Source organism: Pseudomonas sp. FFPRI_1 (assembly GCF_055384485.1).
On the sequence record NZ_AP029168.1, the window covers coordinates 5,482,626 to 5,503,696 of the forward strand.

5 protein-coding genes are annotated in these 21,071 nt (G+C 65.9%); 1 reads left to right on the forward strand and 4 read right to left on the reverse strand.

Annotated features, from left to right (window positions below; translation table 11 throughout):
• Positions 1 to 7: 7 nt before the first annotated feature.
• Positions 8 to 6,589, reverse strand: a complete 6,582-nt coding sequence (locus ACZ5BO_RS24360; RefSeq protein WP_464696764.1) for an amino acid adenylation domain-containing protein — start codon at positions 6,587 to 6,589, stop codon at positions 8 to 10.
• Positions 6,589 to 17,736, reverse strand: coding sequence for an amino acid adenylation domain-containing protein (locus ACZ5BO_RS24365; protein ID WP_464696765.1), 11,148 nt, complete (start codon positions 17,734 to 17,736; stop codon positions 6,589 to 6,591). Before ACZ5BO_RS24365 ends, ACZ5BO_RS24360 begins: the two co-directional genes overlap by 1 nt.
• Before the next feature lie 199 nt (positions 17,737 to 17,935).
• Here ACZ5BO_RS24365 and ACZ5BO_RS24370 point away from each other — a divergent pair, with 199 nt between their 5' ends.
• On the forward strand, positions 17,936 to 18,904 hold the full coding sequence (locus tag ACZ5BO_RS24370; protein ID WP_025126324.1) for a siderophore-interacting protein: 969 nt from the start codon (positions 17,936 to 17,938) through the stop codon (positions 18,902 to 18,904).
• Positions 18,905 to 18,983: 79 nt separating this feature from the next.
• On the opposite strand, the gene ACZ5BO_RS24375 is transcribed toward ACZ5BO_RS24370, so the two are convergent.
• Positions 18,984 to 19,724, reverse strand: coding sequence for a thioesterase II family protein (locus tag ACZ5BO_RS24375; RefSeq protein WP_464696766.1), 741 nt, complete (start codon positions 19,722 to 19,724; stop codon positions 18,984 to 18,986).
• 54 nt (positions 19,725 to 19,778) lie between these two features.
• On the reverse strand, positions 19,779 to 20,984 hold the full coding sequence (locus ACZ5BO_RS24380; RefSeq protein ID WP_464696767.1) for an MFS transporter: 1,206 nt from the start codon (positions 20,982 to 20,984) through the stop codon (positions 19,779 to 19,781).
• Positions 20,985 to 21,071 lie beyond the last annotated feature (87 nt).

Here is a 21,071-nt window from a genome sequence, read left to right on the forward strand (position 1 = left end):
ACCTCGCCTAAGAAATTATTTTTTCAAGATCATCGGGAGATAAACGTTTGAGGGCCTCCAAAGATTTAGCCAATTCGTCCTGCAGCGAAGAAGTTGTCTGCCGCAGGGCCTGAACCTTCTCGACAAAGGCCGCGAGGCTCTCCGCGCCGAATAACGACTTGATGGGAATATCCACGCCGAACTGCTGCTTGACCCGGGTCACCACCTGAGCCACCAGCAGGGAGTGGCCGCCCAGCTCGAAGAAGTTGTCGCTCATGCCCACCCGATCCAGCTTCAGCACATCGGCCCAGATCGCCGCGACCTGCTGCTCCAGCTCGCTCTGCGGCGCCACGTAGACCTGCTGCATCTGCTGGGCGTCGACCTTGGGCAGGGCCTTGCGATCGAGCTTGCCGTTGGGGGTCAGCGGCAACGCTTCGAGGAACAGCAGGTAGGCCGGCACCATGTAGTCCGGCAGGTGTTCCTTGAGTGCAGTCTTGAGACTGTCACGCAGGGCGGCCTGGGCCTCGACGGTCGGGGTGGCCTCGCTCGGCACGATATAGGCCACCAGCTGCTGGCCATTCTCGCCGTCATGGGCCAGGACGAAGGCTTCACGCACCGCCGCCTGCTGCACCAGCCGCGCTTCGATTTCCCCCAGTTCGATACGGAAGCCGCGGACCTTCACCTGATGGTCGATACGGCCGATGTACTCGATCACCCCATCGGCGCGGTAACGGGTCAGGTCGCCGCTGCGATACACCCGGCCACCGTCGCTGGAGAACGGATTGGGCACGAACTTCTCGGCGGTCAACGCCGGGCGTGCCAGGTAGCCACGGGTGACCCCGGCACCGGCCAGGTACAGCTCGCCGGCACTGCCCACCGGCACCGGTTGCAGGTCCGGGCTGAGGATGTAGCTCTGGGTGTTGCTGATGGCCCGGCCGATATTCGCCTGCCCTCCCGCCTCGCGCCGGGTGTAGGTCGAGTAGGTGGTGTCTTCCGAAGGGCCATACAGGTCGTAGACATGCACCAGCCCGGGCTGCTGATACAGGCTATCCACCAGGGCCTGTTTCAGCGGCTCACCCGCCAGGTTGATGATCCGTACGCTGGGCGGAATCTGCCCGCTGCGCTGCAGCGCCGCAATCGCCGAGGGCACGGTGTTGATCAAGCGCACCCGGTCGCGGTCTGCCAGCTCCGGCAGCTCAAGGGCGTTGCGGGCCAGGACGATGGAGCCGCCGCTGGACAGGGTGACAAACAGCTCCCACACCGACAGGTCGAAGCAGATCGAAGTCGAGGCCAGCACCCCTTGCAGGTCTTCAGTGCTGTACACCCGATTCGACCAGTCGATCAGCGCCAGCACGTTGCGATGGGCAATCGCCACGCCCTTGGGCAGGCCGGTGGAACCGGAGGTGTAGATCACATAGGCCAGATTGTCCGGAGTCGCGCGTGGCGCCGGGTCGTCTGTCGAGTAGCCATCCAGCCAGCCCGGCTGGGCATCCAGTTGCAGGGTCTGCAGGGATTCCACGGACGGCAGCAGCGACAGCAAGGCGCTTTCGGTCAGCAGGATCTGCGCCTGACTGTCGCGCAGCATGTGCTCCAGGCGATCCTGTGGATAGTCCGGGTCCAGGGGCACATAGGCGCCACCGGCCTTGAGCACCGCCAGCAGCGCCACGACCATTTCCGGGGTGCGCTGCAAGGCCACGCCGACCCGCACTTCAGGCCCCACGCCCAGCTCGATCAGCTTGTGCGCCAGACGGTTGGCCCGGGCATTGAGTTCCCGGTAGCTCAGGCTCTGGCCGGCAAACAGCAGGGCTTCGGCGTCGGGAGTTTTCTGTACCTGGGCTTGCACCCACTGGTGTACAGAGTGCTCGCCGACACACTCGCCGGTGGCCGGGGTCCACTCGTGCAGCAGCCGGTTCTGCTCGGCAGCCCCTAGCAGCGGCAGGTCCCCCAGGCGCTGGTGCGGTTGCTGGACAATGCCCTGCAGCAGTTGCACCCAGGACTGGGCCAGGCGCTCGATGGTGGACGCCTCGAACAGGTCGGTGGCGTAAGTCAGGGAGGCCCAGAGGCGCTCCTCGGATTCGAAGGTGTCCAGGGTCAGGTCGAACTGGGTGCTGCTTTCCTCGCCACTGAGCATCTGCACCTGCAGCCCGGGAATCTCCAGGGCACCGGCGCCTTGGCGGGCGGCGGCCTGGTGGTTGAACATCACCTGGAACAACGGGCTGTAGCTCAGGCTGCGCTCGGGCTTGAGGGCTTCCACCAGTTGTTCGAAGGGCAGGTCCTGATGCTCCTGGGCATCCAGGGCGCAGCCTTTGACCTGACGCAGAAAGTCGCTAAAGCTCAGTTGCCCGTCGACCTCGGCCTTGAGCACCTGAGTATTGACGAAAAAGCCGATCAGACGCTCGGTCTCGACCCGGTTGCGGTTGGCAGTCGGCACCCCGACGCGGATGTCCGCCTGGCCACTGTAGCGATGCAGCAGTGCCTGGAACGAGGCCAGCAACAGCATGAACAGCGTGACCCCTTCGCGCTGGGCCAGCTGTTTCAGGGCTCCCGGCAAGGCGCCCTCCAGGCTGATGCCATGGCGCGCGCCTTTGTGGCTTTGCTGCAACGGCCGCGGATGATCCAGGGGCAGGTCCAGGACCTGGGCGCCGCCTTCCAGTTGCTGCAACCAGTAATCCAGCTGCCGCTCGCGCTCACCGGCCTCCATCCATTGCCGTTGCCAGGCCGCGTAGTCCGCGTACTGCACCGCCAGCGCCGGCAACTCGGCCTGCTGCCCCTGGCTATGGGCGCCGTAGAGCCGGATCAGTTCCTCCACCATCAACTGCATCGACCAGCCATCGGAAACGATGTGGTGCTGGACCAGCACCAGTACATGCTCGTCCGCTGCCAGGCGCACCAGGGTGGCCCGCAGCAACGGTCCCTGGCGCAGGTCGAACGGCTGACGTACCTGGGTGTCGATGACCTGCTTGATCAAGTCATCGGTGTTGCCGGCCTCCACTAGCAGGGACAAGTCCTGCTGGCTGATGGGCAAGCGGGCCTGGGCCGCGATCACCTGGGTCAGGCCCTGGGCGCTCTCGACAAAGTGCGTGCGCAAGCTTTCATGGCGGGCGATCAAGGCATCGAAACTGCTTTGCAGGGCCTGGCTATCCAGCGCGCCACGCAGGCGCAGGACCATGGGGATGTGATAGGCGCTGCTGTCGGAATCCAGCTGCCAGAGGAACCACTGGCGTTCCTGGGCATAGGACACCGCCAGCGGCTGTTGCCGGTCTACCAGGGGAATCGGCTGCAGTGACTGGGTGGTTTCCGGCCCCAGCAGGCGGACGAAATCTTCCAGCGACTCGCCTTCGAACAACAGCTTGAGGGGGGCATCGATGCCCAGCTCCTGACGGATGCGCGACATCACCTGGGTGGCCAGCAGCGAATGGCCACCAAGCTCGAAGAAGTTATCGGTCAAGCCGACCTTTTCCAGTTTCAATACCTGGGCCCAGATCCCGGCCACTTGCTGTTCGCGCTCGCTGCGCGGGGCCACATGGGCCTGCTGCAACAGGCTGCCGTCGATGGCCGGCAAGGCCGCGCGATTGAGCTTGCCGTTGGCGGTCAGGGGTAGCGCCTGGAGGAACAGCACATGGGCCGGAACCATGTAGCCCGGCAGGTGCTCGCGCAGCCCGGCCTTGATGCCGTCGCGCAGTGGCAGTTGCTCGGCAACCGGGTCCTGGCTGTTCCAGTCCAGGCCGTCGGGCACCACATAGGCCACCAGCTGCGGGCCGTCGGGGCCCTCCGGGGCCAGCACCACCGCCTCGCGCACCGCAGGCAACTCCAGCAGCCGAGTCTCGATCTCGCCCAGCTCGATGCGGAAACCGCGGATCTTCACCTGGTGGTCGATACGGCCGATGTAGCCAATTGAACCGTCGGCCTGATAACGCGCCAGATCGCCGGTGCGGTACAGACGCCCACCGGCCTCGCCAAACGGGTCCGGGACAAACCGCGCCGCGCTCAAGTCACCGCGGTTCAGGTAGCCCCAGGCCAGCCCGGCACGCCCGACATACAGCTCACCGATGCAGCCCTTGGGCACCGGTTGCAGGTTGCCGTCCAGCAAATACCAGGACATGTCGGGAATCAGCTCGCCAATCGGGCTGGCCCCCGTCAGGCTCAGATCCGCCACGGACAAGGGACGATAGGTCACGTGCACCGTGGTTTCGGTGATGCCGTACATGTTCACCAGCCGCGGCCGCTGATCGCCGAAACGCTGGAACCAGGGTTGCAGGGTATTGACCTCCAGGGCCTCGCCACCGAACACGATGTAGCGCAGCCGATGCGCAGGCTCGGCGCTGCAGGCCACGTGCATCAACTGGCGGAACGCCGAGGGCGTCTGGTTGAGTACCGTCACGCCCTCGCTGCACAGCAGCGGGTAGAAGTCCTGGGCCGAGCGCGCCACCTCCTGGGGCACGATCAGCAGCCGCCCGCCATACAGCAGGGCACCGAAGATTTCCCACACCGAGAAGTCGAACGCATAGGAGTGGAACAAGCTCCAGACATCCTCGGCGCCGAACTGGAACCACTGCTGGGTGGCTGCGAACAGACGCAGGACGTTGTGGTGCGGCTGCAAGGTGCCCTTGGACTTGCCGGTGGAGCCGGAGGTGTAGATCACGTAGGCCAGGTCTTCGGGCGTCACCCCGACCTCCGGGTTGTCGACCCGGTAGCCGTCCAGGGACTGCTCCAGCAACCAGGTGCTGCCGGCAAACGCCGGCAAGCCCTGCTGCAGATGACCCTGGGTCAGCAGCAGCGCGATGGCGCTGTCCTGCATCATGTGCTGCAGGCGGTCCTGGGGATAGGCCGGGTCCAGCGGCACATAGGCACCGCCGGCCTTGAGGATCGCCAGCAGGCCGATGACCATCTCCAGGCTGCGCTCCACCGCCAGCCCCACCAGGACATTGGGCCCCACGCCCTGTTCGATGAGCTTGTGCGCCAGGCGGTTGGCCCGCTGGTTGAGCTGCTGGTAGTCCAGGTTCTGTCCGCCGAAGGTCAGGGCAATGGCCTGAGGCGTCTTGGCGGCCTGGGCCTCGATGAGCTGATGAACGCAGGCCCGGGAAGGGAATGCCTGCTGCAGCCGGTTCCACTGACCAAAGATCTGCGCCTGCTCATCGGCCTCAAGCAAGGGCAACAGGCCGATGCGCTGCTGTGGCTGGCTGGCCACGCTTTGCAGCAACTGGCGCCAATGGGCGGCCAGGCGCTCGATGGTGGCGGCGTCGAACACATCGGTGGCATAGACCAGGGACGCGGCGATCCGGCCCTGGGTTTCCACGGTGTCCAGGGTCAGGTCGAACTGCGCCGACTGCCCTTGGGAGTCCAGGGCCTCGATGCTCAGGCCCGGCAGGTTCAGGGGTTTGCCTGTGCCTGCCGCCTCCACCTGGTGGTTGAACATCACCTGGAACAGCGGGTTGTGGCTCAGGCTGCGCTCCGGTTGCAAGGCCTCCACCAACTGCTCGAACGGCAGGTCCTGGTGCGCCTGCGCCGCCAGGGCGGTCTGGCGTACCTGCTGCAGCAACTGGCTGAAGGACATCTGCCCGTCGATCTCGGCCTTGAGCACCTGGGTGTTGACGAAGAAGCCGATCAGGCGCTCGGTCTCGACCCGGTTGCGGTTGGCAATGGGCACACCGACGCGGATGTCGGCCTGGCCGCTGTAGCGGTGCAGCAGGGTCTGAAAAGAGGCCAGCAACAGCATGAACAGGGTCACCCCTTCCCGCTGGGCCAGGCTGCCCAGAGCTGCACTCAAGGGCTGCTCCAGGGTCAGCTCCAGGCGCCCGCCCCTATGGCTCTGCACCGCAGGGCGCGGGCGATCCAGAGGCAGTTCGAGCAAGGGTTGCTCGCCGCCCAGTTGCGCCGTCCAGTAGGCCAGTTGCCGGTCCTTTTCACCGGCTTCCATCCAGTGGCGCTGCCAGAGGGCGTAGTCGGCATACTGGATCGGCAGCGCCGGCAACGACGCCGTCTGCCCTTGGCAGAAACCGATGTAGAGCGCGATCAGTTCATCCACCATGACCTGCATCGACCAGCCATCGGAGACGATGTGGTGCTGGGTCAGGACCAGCACATGGTCATCCTCGGCCACCTGCAACAGGCCAACCCTGAGCAGTGGCCCGGCCAGCAAATCGAACAGTTGCCGGGTCTGGGCCTGGACGAAGTCCTGCACGGCCGCCTGGATCTGCTGTTCGCTCGCCTGGGCCGGCAGTGCCTGGCGCAGCAGTTCCAGGCGCGCCTCGGGGGCGACCACCTGCAGCGCCGTGTCGGCCTCCTCGACAAAATGCGTGCGCAGGCTTTCATGGCGGGCGATCAGGCTGTCGAAGCTGCGCTGCAAGGCCTCGACGTTCAGCTTCCCGCGCAGACGCAGGGCCTTGGGAATGTGATAGGCGGTGCTCTCGGGCGCCAGTTGCCAGAGGAACCACTGGCGTTGCTGGGCATAGGACAGCGGCAGGCGCTCCTGGCTCAGGCGCACCTCGGGAATCGGCAGGTTGGCCGGGGAGATGCCCTGTTCGAGCATCTTCTGCAGGTAGACCTTGCGCTTCTCCAGGGGCAGCAGGATGAAGCCTTTGACAATTTTCAGCGCGGTGGTGTTGTCCATTACACAGCCTCCATTTCGTCGAGCAACAGTTCCAGCGCACTCAGGTCGGCGCCTTGCACCTGCCCGGGCGTCTGTTGCAACTGGCTGACGAACAGCCCCAGGGTGGGAAATTCAAACGCCATCTGCACACTGACCTGGCGCCCAAGCTTGAGCTGGACTCGAGAGACCATCGCGGTTACCAACAAGGAATGCCCACCTAGTTCAAAGAAGTTATCGTTCATGCCCACTTGCTCGACCTCCAGCACCTGGGCCCAGATCGCCGCGACCTGCTGTTCCAGTTCGCTCTGTGGGGCGATGTAGGCCTGCTGCAACAGGCTGGCGTCGGCCTTGGGCAGGGCCTTGCGGTCCAGCTTGCCGTTGGGGCTCAGCGGCAGGGCCTCAAGGAACAGCAGGTGCGCCGGCAGCATGTAGTCCGGCAACACCTCCTTGAGGGCCGCTTTGAGTTGCTCGCGCACCTGTGCCTGCTGTTCCGGGCTCTCTGCCGCCACGCCCGCGGCCGCCACCACGTAGGCCACCAGCTGTGGACCACCGGCCGCCTCCTGGGCCAGCACCACGGCTTCGCGCACCAGTGGCAGCTCCAGCAGCCGCGCCTCGATCTCGCCCATTTCGATGCGGAAACCGCGGATCTTCACCTGGTGGTCGATGCGCCCGGCGTACTCGATCACGCCCTCGGCGTCATAGCGGGCCAGATCGCCGGAGCGATACAAGCGACCGCCATCACTGCTGAACGGATCGGGAATGAAACGCTCGGCAGTCAGGCCTGGGCGGTCGTGGTAACCCCGGGCCAGCAGCTCGCCGCCGATCATCAGCTCGCCGGTGGCGCCGCTGAGGGTCAGGTGGCCGCTGTTGTCCAGCAAGTAGATGGAACGGCCCGGCAAGCCCTTGCCCAGCGGCATCTGGCTCGGCAGGGTTTCACCGTCCTGCAGGTAGGGGCTGCAGTCATGGGCGGTCACGCTCACCGTGGCTTCGGTCGGCCCGTAGGTGTTGAGCAGGCAGGCGTGTTTCAGGCCGGCCTTCTTCCACGCCGCCACGCCTTCTGCCGGCATGGCTTCGCCCCCCAGGTTGAGTTGGCGCAGGCGGCCGAAGTCGCGGGGTTCGCGGCTGGCAAAATCCTTGCCCAGCATGAACCAGTAGGCGGTGCTCAAGTCGACGATGCTGATGCCCTGCTCGATCAGCTCGCGGTAGAAGGTTTCGCTGTCCCACAGCGCCTTGCCGCGAATCACCACCGAGGCGCCACAGATCAACGCCGGGTACAGCTGTTCGACAAAGGCATCGAAGTTGAAGGTGGAGAACTGCAGGCCACGGTCTGCAGCCGTCATGTTGAAATAATCCCGGGAAATCTGCGCATGCTGGGTCAAGGCGCGGTGACTGATATCCACACCCTTGGGCCGGCCGGTGGAACCGGAGGTGTACATCACATAGGCCAGGTTGTCGGCCTGGGCCCGCGGCGCTGGATTGTTCAGGGAGTAGCCGTCCAGGCCCTGCTGATCCAGGCACAGGTGGGGCACAGCCACTCCGTCGCGCAGGCGCTCCAGCAGCGGCGACTGGGTCAGCAGCAGCTGGATGCCGCTGTCCTGCATCATGTAGTGCAGGCGGTCCTGGGGGTACTCGGGGTCCAGCGGCACGTAGGCGCCACCGGCCTTGAGCACCGCCAGCAGGCCGACAATCATGTCTAGCCCGCGCTCCACGGCAATGCCCACCCGCACATCCGGGCCCACGCCCTGCTCGATCAACTTGTGGGCCAATTGGTTGGCCCGCTGGTTGAACTGGCCATAGCTCAGTTGCTCACCGGCGCACAGCAGCGCCACGGCATCCGGAGTGCGCGCGGCCTGGGCCTCGATCAACTGCTGGACGCAGAGCGGCGACAGGTCTCGCACCGAAGTACGGCTGCGTTGCTCCTCGATCAAGCGGCGCTCGGTAGCGCCAGTCAACGCCAACTCGCCGATGCTCGACTGCGCCTGCTCCACCAGCGCCATGAGCACCTGCTCCAGGTAGCCCGCCAGTTGCCGGATGTTCGCCTCGGCGAAATGCTCCAGGGCATAGCTGTAGTCGAACGCCAAGGTCTGCCCCAGGTACACCGACAGGGTCAGCGGGTAGTTGGTCTGCTCATGGTTGGCCGCCATGCCGAAGCTCAACTGCGCCGGGGCGCCTTGGGCCAGGGCCTCGGACACCGGATAGTTCTCGAACACCAGGATGTTGTCGAACAGTGCCTCGCCCCCCAGGCCGGCCCAGCGCTGCACGTCGTACAGCGGCGTGTGTTCGAAATCGCGCAGGGCCAGGTTGCGTTCCTGCACCAGCTGCAGCCAGTCACTGACCGGCATGTCCGGACGCGGCGCAGCCACGACCGGCAGCGTGTTGATGAACAGGCCGATCTGTTGCTCCACGCCCTTGAGCTCCGCCGGACGGCCGGAGACCGTGGCGCCGAACACCACGCTGTCCTGCCCGGTATAACGCTGCAGCAACAGCAGCCAGGCAGCCTGCACCAGGGTGTTGACCGTGACCTTCTGCTGCCGGGCGAACTCGCTCAAGCGTTGCGTCTGTTGCAGGTCCAGGTGCTGTTGATGGGCGGCGTAGCCCTTGCCGGCCGGAGCCTGGCTGCCGCGGCTGATGGCCTGGGCCAGACGGGTTGGCTCATCCAAAGTCGCCAGCTGCTGTTTCCAGAAGGTCTCGCTGAGCTGGGCGTCCTGGCGTTGCAGCCAGGCGATGTAGTCGCGGTAGCGCCCGGGTGCCTGGCTGGCGAACTGCCCCGCATAGCGCTGCAGCACTTCACCCAGCAGCCGCGAGTTGCTCCAGCCGTCCATCAGGATGTGATGGTTGGTGTAGATCAGGTGGTAACGCTGCTCGCCGGTGCGCACCAGGGTCAGGCGTAGCAGTGGCGCGGCCAGTAGGTCGAAACCACGCAGGCGCTCCTCCTCGGCCAAACCATCCAGGGCGCTCGGCACGGCCTCGTTCGCCCGCCAGTCATGCTCGACAAAGTCCAGGCGGATACGCTTGTGCACCACCTGAATCGGCGCCGGCAGCTCACCCTGCCAGAGGAAACCGCTGCGCAGGATGTCATGGCTGTCGATGGCCGCCTGCCAGGCCTGGCGGAAGCGCTCGGGATCAAGCCCGTCCACATCCACCCGCAGTTGGTTGATGTAGTCGCCCGCGCCTTGCTCGTAGAGGGTGTGGAACAGCATGCCCTGTTGCATCGGCGACAGCGGATAGAGGTCCTCGACCTCGGCCAGGGCCAGTGGCAACTGATCCAGTTGCTGTTGGTTCAGGCCGGCCAGCGGGAAGTCCGACGGCGTCGCGCCACGGTGCTCGGGCTGGCTGCAATGCTCGATCAGCGCCTTGAGTTCCCGGGCGTAGTCATCCGCCAGGTGCTGGATGGTGGCGGTATCGAACATCGCCTGGCTGAAGGTCCAGCCCAGCTTCAATTGGCCGCCATAGACCTGGCCATTGATGCTCAACCAGTTGCCCAGCGGAGCCTGGGCGCCTTGATCGGCACCCTTGGCTTCGGCGCTGGGGGCAAACCAGGCATCCGGCTCATCGAAGCTGCCATCGAACTGGCCCAGGTAGTTGAAGGTAATGCGCGGTACGGCCAAGGCCGCCAGAGCCTCCTGCGCATCGGCATCCCCCAGGTAGCGCAGGGCCCCGAAGCCGATACCCTTGTTGGGCACGGCACGCAGCTGCTCCTTGATGAGCTTGATCGAGTCGGCCAGGGCCGGCTGCGGCGTCAGCTTCACCGGGAACACGCTGGTGAACCAGCCCACGGTGCGGCTCAGGTCGATGCTGTCGAACAGCTCTTCGCGGCCGTGGCCCTCCAGTTGCACCAGGGCGCTGCTGTCGCCGGTCCAGCGGGTGATGACCCGGGCCAGGGCGGTGAGCAGCAGATCGTTGATCTGGGTGCGATAGGCTGCCGGCGCATCCTGCAACAGGCGCTGGGTATAGCTAGGGTCCAGCTCGGTGCTGACACTCAGGGCATCCTTGATCACCACCTGATCCGTTACCCGGTCGCAGGGCAGGCCCGAATCGACACCCTGCAGCTGCGCCTGCCAGTAACCCAGCTCCTGCTGCAGCGCTGTGCTGCTGGCATAGGCTTGCAGCTGCCCGGCCCAGGCCTGGGAAGAGCTGGTCTTGGCCGGCAGCTTGATGGCTTGCCCGGCGGCCTGCTGTACCAGGGCCTGATGCAGGTCCTCCAGCAGCACCCGCCAGGACACCCCGTCCACCACCAGGTGATGGATGGCCAGCAGCAGGCGCTGGGTGCCATCACGCAACGTGAAGAGCACGGCACGCAGCAAAGGCCCCTGTTGCAGATCGAGGCTGCGTTGCGCGGTATCGCACAGGGCTTGCAACGAATCTTCAGTAGCGTCGTCCGCCAGCCACAGCAGTGCATCGGCCTGCGTCGCCGCCAACGGTGCCGCAGTCACCTGCCCCTGCGGGGCATAAGTCGCGACCCAGGCTGCGTCTTCTTCGGCAAACTTCAGGCGCAGGCCGTCGTGGTGTTCGAGCAAGGCTTGCAAGCCCTGCTGCAGTGCCTCGGCACTCAGAGGCTTCAGCGGCTTGAGCAGCACCGACTGGTTCCAGTGATGCCGTTCCGGCACCGGGGTGTCGAAGAACCACTGCTGGATCGGCAGCAGCGGCATCTGCCCACGCACTGGGCCCTGGTCGATCTGCAAGCCGCCCTCGCCCTGCTCCGCCACCGTGGCCAGCCCCTGCACCGTCTGGTGCTGGAACAGGTCCTTGGGGGTGAAGCGGATACCGGCCTGCCGCGCCCGGCTGACCACCTGGATCGAGATGATCGAGTCGCCGCCCAGCTCGAAGAAGTTGTCGGTGACGCCCACCTGCTCAAGCTTCAGCACATCGGCCCAGATCGCCGCGATCTGTTGCTCCAGTTCGTTCTGCGGCGCCACATAAGTCTGCTGCATCAGCTGCGCATCGACTTTCGGCAGCGACTTGCGGTCCAGCTTGCCGTTCGGCGTCAGCGGCAGCGCTTCGAGGAACAGCAGGTAGGTCGGCACCATGTAGTCCGGCAGGTTTTCCCGCAGGCGCGCCTTGATGCTCTCGCGCAACTGCGCCTGGCGCTCGTTGCTCGACGCCACCTCGTCGTCCACCGGCACGATGTAGCCCACCAGTTGCTGGCCGCTGGGCCCGGGCTGGGCGATCACCGCCACTTCCAGTACCGGGTCCTGCTCCAGCAGCCGCGCTTCGATTTCGCCCAGCTCGATACGGAAGCCCCGCACCTTCACCTGATGGTCAACACGGCCTACGTACTCCACCAAGCCATCGGTGCGGTAGCGGGTCAGGTCGCCGCTGCGGTACAACCGGGCGCCGGTGGTGCTGTAAGGATCGGGGATAAAACGCTCGGCCGTCATCCCAGGTCGATCCAGGTAACCCCGAGCTACGCCCAGCCCCCCCAGATACAACTCGCCCGCCACGCCAACCGGCAACAGGTTGAGGTTGGCATCGGCCACGTAGGCGCTGCGGTTGCCAACGATATTGCCGATAGGCGCGTAGGCCGCATCGCACAGATCGCCCGCCTTGGCCTTCCAGATCAACGGCGTGACCACGGTTTCAGTCGGGCCGTAACCGTTGAAGATGTACTTCGGCCGTAGCACCCGCCACGCCAAGTCGTAACTGGCCTGAGGCACGGCATCGCCACCGAAGCAGTAGACCCGCACCGCCGGCGGATTGCCGTCGCGCTCGGCGTGTACCGCCAGTTGTTGCAGGTACACCGGTGGGAATACCCCGACGGTGACGCCATAACGGTGCATCTGTTCGTAGGTGAACTCCGGCGACCACACACTATCGTCGCGGATCAGCACGCTGGCGCCGTAGATCAGCGGGTGCATCCAGCCTTCATGAGAACCGTCGAAGGCGAAGGACATGAAGTGCAGCTCGCAATCCGCCGGGCTCATTTCATAACGCTCGCCGGTGGCCAGGCTGTGCATGGCCAGCGGGCCATGGGACACCGCCACGCCCTTGGGCAAGCCGGTGGAACCGGAGGTGTAGATCACGTAGGCGAGGTTTTCCTCGGCCAAGTCCACTTGGGGGGCGCTGGCCGGGTAGCCGGCAAAATCTGCGGCCCGTTCCACCGACAAGGTCGGCAGGCCATCGGGGATCGGCAAGCGATCCAGCAGATGACTCTGAGTCAGCAACAACCATGCACCACTGTCCTGCATCATGTAGCGCAAGCGGTCCTGGGGATATTCGATATCCAGCGGCACATAGACCCCACCGGCCTTGAGCACGGCCAGGAAGGCCACCATGATTTCCGCGCAGCGCGGCATGGCGATGGCCACCCGCACTTCCGGGCCGACCCCCAGCTCGATCAGCTTGTGCGCCAGTTGGTTGGCTTGCGTATCCAGCTCGCGGTAGCTCAGGCGCTGCTCGGCGAAGAACACTGCCGGCGCCTCCGGGGCCTTGGCCGCCTGATCGGCAAACAGCTGGTGGACAAAACGGTGGGTCGGGTAGACCACATCGGTGTGGTCCCAATCCTGGCGAATGCGCCGCTGCTCGTCCTGGCCCAGCATCGCCAGCTCGCCCAGGGCCTGCTGCGGTTCAAGCATGCCTTGCAGCAGGTTGCGCCAGTGCTCGGCAAGGCTCTGGACGGTGGAGACCTCGAACAGTTCGCCGGCATAGATGAACGAAGCGTTGATCCCGGCGTCGGTCTCCAGGGTTTCCAGGGTCAGGTCAAATTGCGCAGTACCGCCCTGCAGGACCATTTCTTCGGCTTGCAGGCCCGGCAGGCTGGCGCCGTCGGTGCTTTCCCCGGCAATGCTCAGGTGGTTGTACATCACCTGGAACAACGGGTTCTGGTCCAGCGCACGCTGGGGCTTGAGAGCATCCACCAGACGATCGAACGGCAGGTCCTGATGCGCCTGGGCGGCCAGGGCCGTGGCCTTGACCTGACGCAGCAACTGCCCCACCGGCAGGCTCGGCGCCAGCTCGACGCGCATCACCAGGGTGTTGACGAAGAAGCCCATCACCCCTTCCATTTCCTGGTGGCGACGATTGCTCACCGGCACCCCGATGCGGATATCCGGCTGATCGGAATAACGGTGCAGGAGCAACGCGAACGACCCCAGGAACAGCTGGAACAGGGTCATGTCATGTTCCCGTGCCACGCGCCGCAGCCCTTGCTCCAGGTCCGCCGGCAGGCGTAGGCCGAGGCGTTCCTGGCGATGGCTCACCAGCGCCTGGCGCGGGTGATCCAGAGGCAACTCCAGCACCGGATGCTCCAGCCCCAGTTGCTGGCGCCAGTAATCCAGCTGGCGCTGTTGCTCGCCCTGCTCCAACCAGCTGCGATGCCAGTTGGCGTAGTCGGCGTACTGCACACTCAACGGCTCGAACTGCGGTGCCTGCCCCTGGATCAAGCCGCGGTACAGCGCGACGAATTCCCGGGCCAGCACACTCATGGAGGCGCCATCGGAAATGATGTGGTGCAAGGTCACCACCAGCAAGCAATCCTGCTCGGCGACCTGCAGCACCCGGGCCCGGCACAGCGGGCCGCGCTCCAGGTCGAACAGTTGCTGGGTCTCCTCCAGGGCGCGGGCCTGGACGGCTTCGCGGGGCAAGCCCGGCGTCAAGCGCTCCCAGGCCACGCTGATCGCGCCCTGTGCATGCACCACCTGGCACAGGCGCTCCTGATGCTGGGTGAAGGTGGTGCGGAACGCCTCATGGCGCTGGGCCAGGGCGTCAAAGGTCTGCTGCAAGGCAGCCTGGTCCAGCCGCCCCTGCAACCGGACCACGATCGGCGTGTGGTAGGCGGTGCTCTGCGGGTGCATCTGCCAGAACAGCCATTGCCGCTGCTGGGCATGGGAAGCCGGCAAGGGCCCGTCACGCTCCAGCGCCTCGATCTGTGGCAGCGCTGCGGCGCCGGCGCAGGCCTGTACCTGTTCGACGAACTCGTCCAGGCGCGCGGTTTCGAACAGCACCCGCAGCGGCACGTCCGCCCCCAGCAGGCGACGCACCCGGGAGATGATCTGGGTCGCCAGCAGTGAATGGCCGCCCAGGGCGAAGAAGTTGTCGCCCAGGCCCACCCGCTCGACCTTGAGCACCGCCTGCCAGATGGCTGCGATGCCCTGCTGCAGCTCGCTGACCGGCGCCACAAAGGCCTCCACCAGCGCCTGCGGCTGCAACGGCGGCAAGGCCCGCAGATCGAGCTTGCCGTTGGGGGTCAAAGGCATGCCGTCCAACGCCAGGAAATGCATCGGCAGCATGTAGTCGGGCAACGCCACCGCCAGTTGCCGGCGAATCTCCTGCCACGCCGCCTCCGGCTCCTGAGCCTTGGCCAGTACCACATAAGCCGCCACTTGCGACTCGCCTGCCACACTGACCACTTGCGCCACGGCGTCCTCGACCTGAGGCAACTGCTTGAGGGCCGCGGTGATTTCCCCCAGCTCGATACGGTAGCCGCGGATCTTCACCTGATGGTCGATGCGACCCAGGTAGTCGATAGCCCCGCCGTCCAGATAGCGCGCCAGGTCACCGGTGCGGTACAGACGCTGCCCATCGCCGCTGAAGGGGTCCGGCACGAAGCGCTCCGCGGTCAAGGCCGCGCGCTGGTGGTAACCCCGAGCCAGGCCGGCGCCCCCCAGGTACAGCTCGGCCGGGGTGCCGGGCGCCACCGGTTGCAAGGATGCATCCAGCACCCGCGCACGGACGTTGGCCAGGGGCTGGCCCAGGGGCACCACCGCCAGCTCGTCCGCCAGTGCAGCCGCGGCCATGGTCAAGGCGCCGACCGTGGTTTCCGTGGGGCCGTAGTGGTTGAATACCGCGCACTCCGGCGCCAGGGTCGCGATCCTGCGGACCAGCGCCGCCGGGCAGGCCTCGCCGCCCAGCACCAGGCACTGGCGCGGCAGGCAACGGGCTGGCTCTTCGCCGCTCATCAGCGCCTGCAAATGCGAGGGGACTATCTTCAATACATCAATCTGGTGGCTGTGCAGGTAGGCGCCGAAAGCGTCGGCGTCCAGCCCGGTATCCAGGTCGATCACGTGCAGGCAGCTGCCGGAGCACAAGGCGCCGAACAGCGTGGTGTGGCCAAGATCCGCGGCAATGGTCGAGACCACGGCCATGCTGCGTGCGCCCCCCAGCGGCAGGCGCTGGATGATCGCCTGCACATAGTTGGCCAGGGCCCCGTGGGTGATGCCCACGCCTTTGGCGGCACCGGTGGAACCGGAGGTGTAGATCGAATAGGCCAAGTTCCCGGCAGCAATCCCGGGCAAGGGTGCCAGCGGGTCACTGGTCGGCTCCCAGGCCTCTGCCTGATCCAGCAACAACACCTCGACCCGGGCCGCCAGCGGCAGCCGCGGCTGCACCGCCGCCTCGCTCAGCAACAGGCGCACGCCACTGTCTTCAAGCATGTAGCTCAAGCGCTGTTCGGGGTATTGCGGATCCAGCGGCACGTAGGCGCCGCCGGCCTTGAGCACTGCCAACAGGCCCACCACCATCTCCAGGGAACGCTCCACGGCGATACCCACCGGCACCTCCGGGCCCACGCCACGCGCCACCAGCGCCGCGGCCAGACGGCTGGCACGCTGGTCCAGCTCGCGGTAGCTCAGGCCTTGCCCGGCGAATACCAGGGCCGGCGCCTCAGGCTGCGCGGCGACCTGGCGGGCAAAGAGCTCAAGGACCGATTCGGCACTGAACACCTCCGAGGCGCCAACCCCCTGGGCCAGGATGCCCTGGTGTTGCTGGGCACTGAGCAGCGGCAGTTCGGCAAGCGCCGACTGCGGCTCGCGCACCATTGCCCACAGCAGGTTCTGCCAGTGGCCGGCCATGCGCTCGATGGTCTGCGCTTCGAACAGCTGGCAGTCGTAGGTGAACGCGGCCTGCAACTGGCCGCCACGCTCGAAGGTGTCCAGGGTCAAATCGAACTGCACCGTGCGCTCGTTGCGCGGCAAGGCCTGCACTTCCAGGCCGGAGCGGCTGCGCAGGGTGGTCAGTTCGGTGACCTGGGGCTGGTGGTTGTACAGCACCTGGAACAGCGGGCTGTGGTTCAGGCTGCGCTCCAGGTGCAGGGCTTCCACCAGGCGCTCGAAGGGCAGGTCCTGATGGGCCTGGGCGCCCAGGGTGGTCTCGCGGATATCGGCCAGCAGTTGCTGCACCGTCAATTGCGGGCTCAGCTCGGTGCGCAGCACCTGAGTGTTGACGAAGAAGCCGATCAGCCCCTCGGCTTCCTGGCGCGTGCGGTTGGCGATGGGCACGCCGACCCGGATGTCCTGCTGGCCGCTGTAGCGCGATAGCAGCAGCTTGAAGCCGGCCAACAGCACGGCAAACAGGGTCACCCCTTGCTGGCGCGCCAGGCCGCCCAGTTGCTGGGCCAGGGGCTGCTCCAGTGCGAAATCCAGGCGCCGTCCCTGGCGGCTGGAATGGGCCGGCCGCGGATGATCGGTGGGCAGTTTCAGCGGCGGATGCTCGTCCCCCAGCTTGGCCCGCCAGTAGTCCAGTTGCCGCTCCTGCTCACCCGCCTCCAGCCAGCTGCGCTGCCACAGGGCGTAGTCGCGGTACTGGATCGGCAACGCCGGGACATTCGGCGCCTCACCCTGAAGCAGGCTGTCGTAAGCGTGCAGGAACTCCTCGATCAAGACTCCCATCGACCAACCGTCCGCGACGATATGGTGCAGGGTCAGCAGCATCACATGCTCCTGCTCGCCCAGGTCCAGCACGCAGACCCGCAGCAGCGGCCCCTGCTGCAGATCGAAGGGCCGGCGCGCCTCGGCGTCGGCCTGCTGTTGCACCCGGGCTTCACGCTGCTCCGGATCGAGGTCGCAGAGATCCCGATAATCGATGTCGACCCGCGCGTCCCGGATCACCTGCCGAGGTTCATCGTCCTCCAGGGCAAAGACCGTGCGCAGGCTCTCATGCCGCTCCAGCAGCCAGTTGAACGCCTGCGCCAGCAACACCTTGTCCAACGGCCCACTCAGACGGACCGCGTTGGGCAGGTTGTAGGCCGCGCTCTGCGGGTCCAGTTGCCAGAGAAACCACATGCGCTGCTGCGCGTAGGACAGGGCCTGGCGATCAGGCACCGTAACCCCCGCAGGAATCGGCAGCAGAGAGAAGTCGACGCCTTCCTTGTCCAGAGCCTTCAAGAACAGCCGGCGCTTTTCCAGCGGCAGTTCAATGAATCTGCGGGCGAGCTTCAAGGAGTCTTCTGCATTCATCGGGGTTCATCCGTACTGACTTGTTGGGTATCGAGCATTGGCTCGGTCATCCCTACGGAACGGATGAAGGCTTCGAAAAATTAACCCCTCGCACCACTGGAGCAACCAACCCCAGGGCAGTCGGCAAGCGGCTCTCGCGGTAAATCAAGCATTCGATACTTCGTTACTTCCTTATCCCTTCTTGCAGCAGGTAACGCCCATGTCCTCCGCACAATCGCTGACCGACATCCTCACTCAAGGCTTGCGCAAACTGACCGGCATCGACAGACCCAAGCCCAAGGGCTACCGGGTGATCAACGTCGAACTCAAGCAACGCATCGACCTCAGCCCCTCCCTGGTCCGCCTGGTGTTCGGCGGCGACGACATTGCCCAGGCCCGCTGCCTGGCCCCGGACCAGCGTATCAAGCTGCTGTTCCCCGGTGCCGACGGCACGCCCTCGCAATTGCCGGTCGAAGGCGATTGGCACGCCGCCCGGCGCAAACTGCCGGCCGCCCAGCAGCCGCCGATGCGCACCTACACCATCCGCGCCCTGCGCATGCAGCCGGCGGAGCTGGACGTGGACTTCGTGCTGCACGGGGTCAACGGCCCCGCCTCGGCCTGGGCCACCCAGGCGCAACCCGGCGACCGGCTGCAGATGGTGGTGCCGAACAAGGCCTTCAGCGGCGACCCGGGCGGCTATGAATGGCAGCCGCCGGCGGGTATCCGCAAGGTGCTGCTGATCGGCGACGAAACCGCCTTGCCGGCCATCGCCGGGATTCTCGAAGAGCTGATGGAGTACCCGGCCTACCCCGACGTCCAGGTGTTTATCGAGGTGCCCTACGAAAGCGACTGCGTGACCTTGCGCTGCCACCCCCACACTCGCCTCAACTGGCTGCCCCGGGACGTACTCGGCGCCCAGCATGGCGAGACCCTGATCCACGCGGCGCAGGAGCTGGCCGAACTGCCACCGCCCGACAGCGAGCGGCGCCCGATCAAGGTCTCCCAGCGAGGCGAGGAACTGCGCCCCTGGGACTCGGCCCAGCCGGCCGACAACAGTTTTTATGCCTGGGTGGCCGGGGAGTCGGGCACGGTGATGAAGATCCGCCGCTTCCTGATCAACGAGCGCGGCCAGGAGCGCCGCAACCTCACGCTGATGGGCTACTGGCGCCAAGGCACGTCCCTGGGCTGAGGGGGATTGCAGCCGAAAGCGCCCCAGGAGGGGCACCGCACTTTCAAGCCCGGCGATTGATCCCGGGCCGACCCCCCTCTCAGGAAACCGCTGCCACCGGTTGCTGCTGGCGACGCCGATGAACCTCCAGGTGCCCCTTCATCAGGCTCAGCACCTTGGCCTCGTGCTCATGGATGAAGAAATGCCCGCCAGCCAGCATGTCCACGGAGAAACTGCCCTGGGTCTCGCGGCTCCAGCCGATCAACTGCTCGGCGGTGGCGCGATCGTCCTTGCCGCCGAACACGTGCACCGGGCAATTCAGCAAGGGCCGCTGCACTGGGGTGAAGCGCCCGCACAACAGGAAGTCGGCACGCAGCACCGGCAGGGTCAGGCTCATCAGTTCGCGGTTGGCCAGCACTTCTTCACTGGTGCCGTTGAGGGTGCGCAACTGCTCGATCAGTTGACCGTCGGTCTTGGGCTCGGCGAATCCCCGGTCGTATTCGGCGCGCAAGGTTGGCGCCGCGGTCCCCGAGGCAAACAGTGCCACCGGCTCGGGACACCCCAGGGAACGCAGGGCATGGGCCATCTCGCAGGCCAGCAAGGCGCCCAGGCTATGGCCGAACAATACATAGGGCGCACGCAGGGTGGGCAGCGCCTCGCGGGCCAGTTGCAGGGCCAGGGTGCGCATGTCGGTGTGCAGCGGCTCGCCAAAACGCGCACCGCGCCCGGGCAACTCCACCGGCTGCAACTGCAGCCATTCCGGCAGCTTGCGCCGCCAGCGGCTGTAGACCATGGCACTGGCCCCCGAATACGGCAGGCACAGCAATGTCAGCTTGGTCACGGCACTCCCCTCAACAAATGAACTGTTAAGAGAACGCATGAGCGGCCACGGAAATTAGCCGGCCAGGGAACCCGGTGACGAGCGCCCCGGTGTCAGTTGCCGGTAGCTCTGCAACGCCGCAGCCAACACCACCGCGCCACCGGCCAGGGCCAGCCAGAAACCGCTGCGGGCACCGAAGTGGTCCACCAGGAAGCCCGAGCCGGCGGCCCCCAGCGCCACACCGATGCTCAGGCCGGTGACCAGCCAGGTCAGGCCTTCGGTGAGCTTGGCCGGCGGCACGATGCTTTCCACCAGGGCCATGGCGACGATCAGGGTCGGGGCGAAGAACAGCCCGGCGACGAACACCGCCAGGGACAGGCCGAGGATGTTGCTCGCCAGCAACAGCGGCAACGTGGTGACCGCGGTGGCGATGCCGCCGTACATGAACAGGCGCGGCAAGGGCATGGAGAATTTCAGCGCGCCAAACGCGATGCCCGCCAGGCAGGAACCGCCGGCATACACCGACAGCACGATGCTCGCCGCCGCCGGCTGCCCCTGCTGCTGGGCGAAGGCCACACTGACCACATCGACCACCCCGACAATGGTGCCCATGGCTATCATCAACAGCACCAGCAGGCGGATCTCCAGCGAACGGATGATCGAGCCGCCCTGCCCTTCTGCATGAGGGTGCACCGGCGGCTCGGTGGCTTTCTGCAGGACCAACAGACTGACCCCAAGCACCAGCGCCAGCAACGCCATCAAGGGCCCGGCTTCGGGAAACAGTGCCACGCTGAGCCCCACCGACAACGGCGGGCCGACAATGAAGCACACCTCGTCGAGCACCGACTCCAGGGCATAGGCGGTCTGCAGTTGCGGCTGGCCGCGGTACAGCTCGGTCCAGCGGGCACGGACCATGGCCGACATGCTGGGCATGCAGCCGGCCAGGGCGGCAAACACGAACAGCGTCCACTGCGGCGCCTGCAACCGTGTGCACAGCAGCAGGGCCAGGAGTGCGCCGCCACCCAGCCCCGCCGCCAGTGGCAGCACCCGCCCCTGGCCGTATCGGTCCACCAGCCGCGAGACCTGGGGCGCACAAAAGGCCGTGGCCAGGGCAAAGGTCGCCGCCACGCCACCGGCCAGGGCATAACCGCCGTGCAGTTGCGCGAGCATGGTGATCAGGCCGATGCCGGTCATGGAGATCGGCATGCGCGCGATCATCCCGGCCAGGACAAACGCCCGGCTGCCCGGGGCGGTGAACAATTCACGGTAGGGGTTTGCCATTTACAACGACTCCTTGGGGGGCTGCAACTTGCCACAAAATGCTCCGGCAGTAGAAATACATACGCCGCGTATGTTAAAAATCATGTA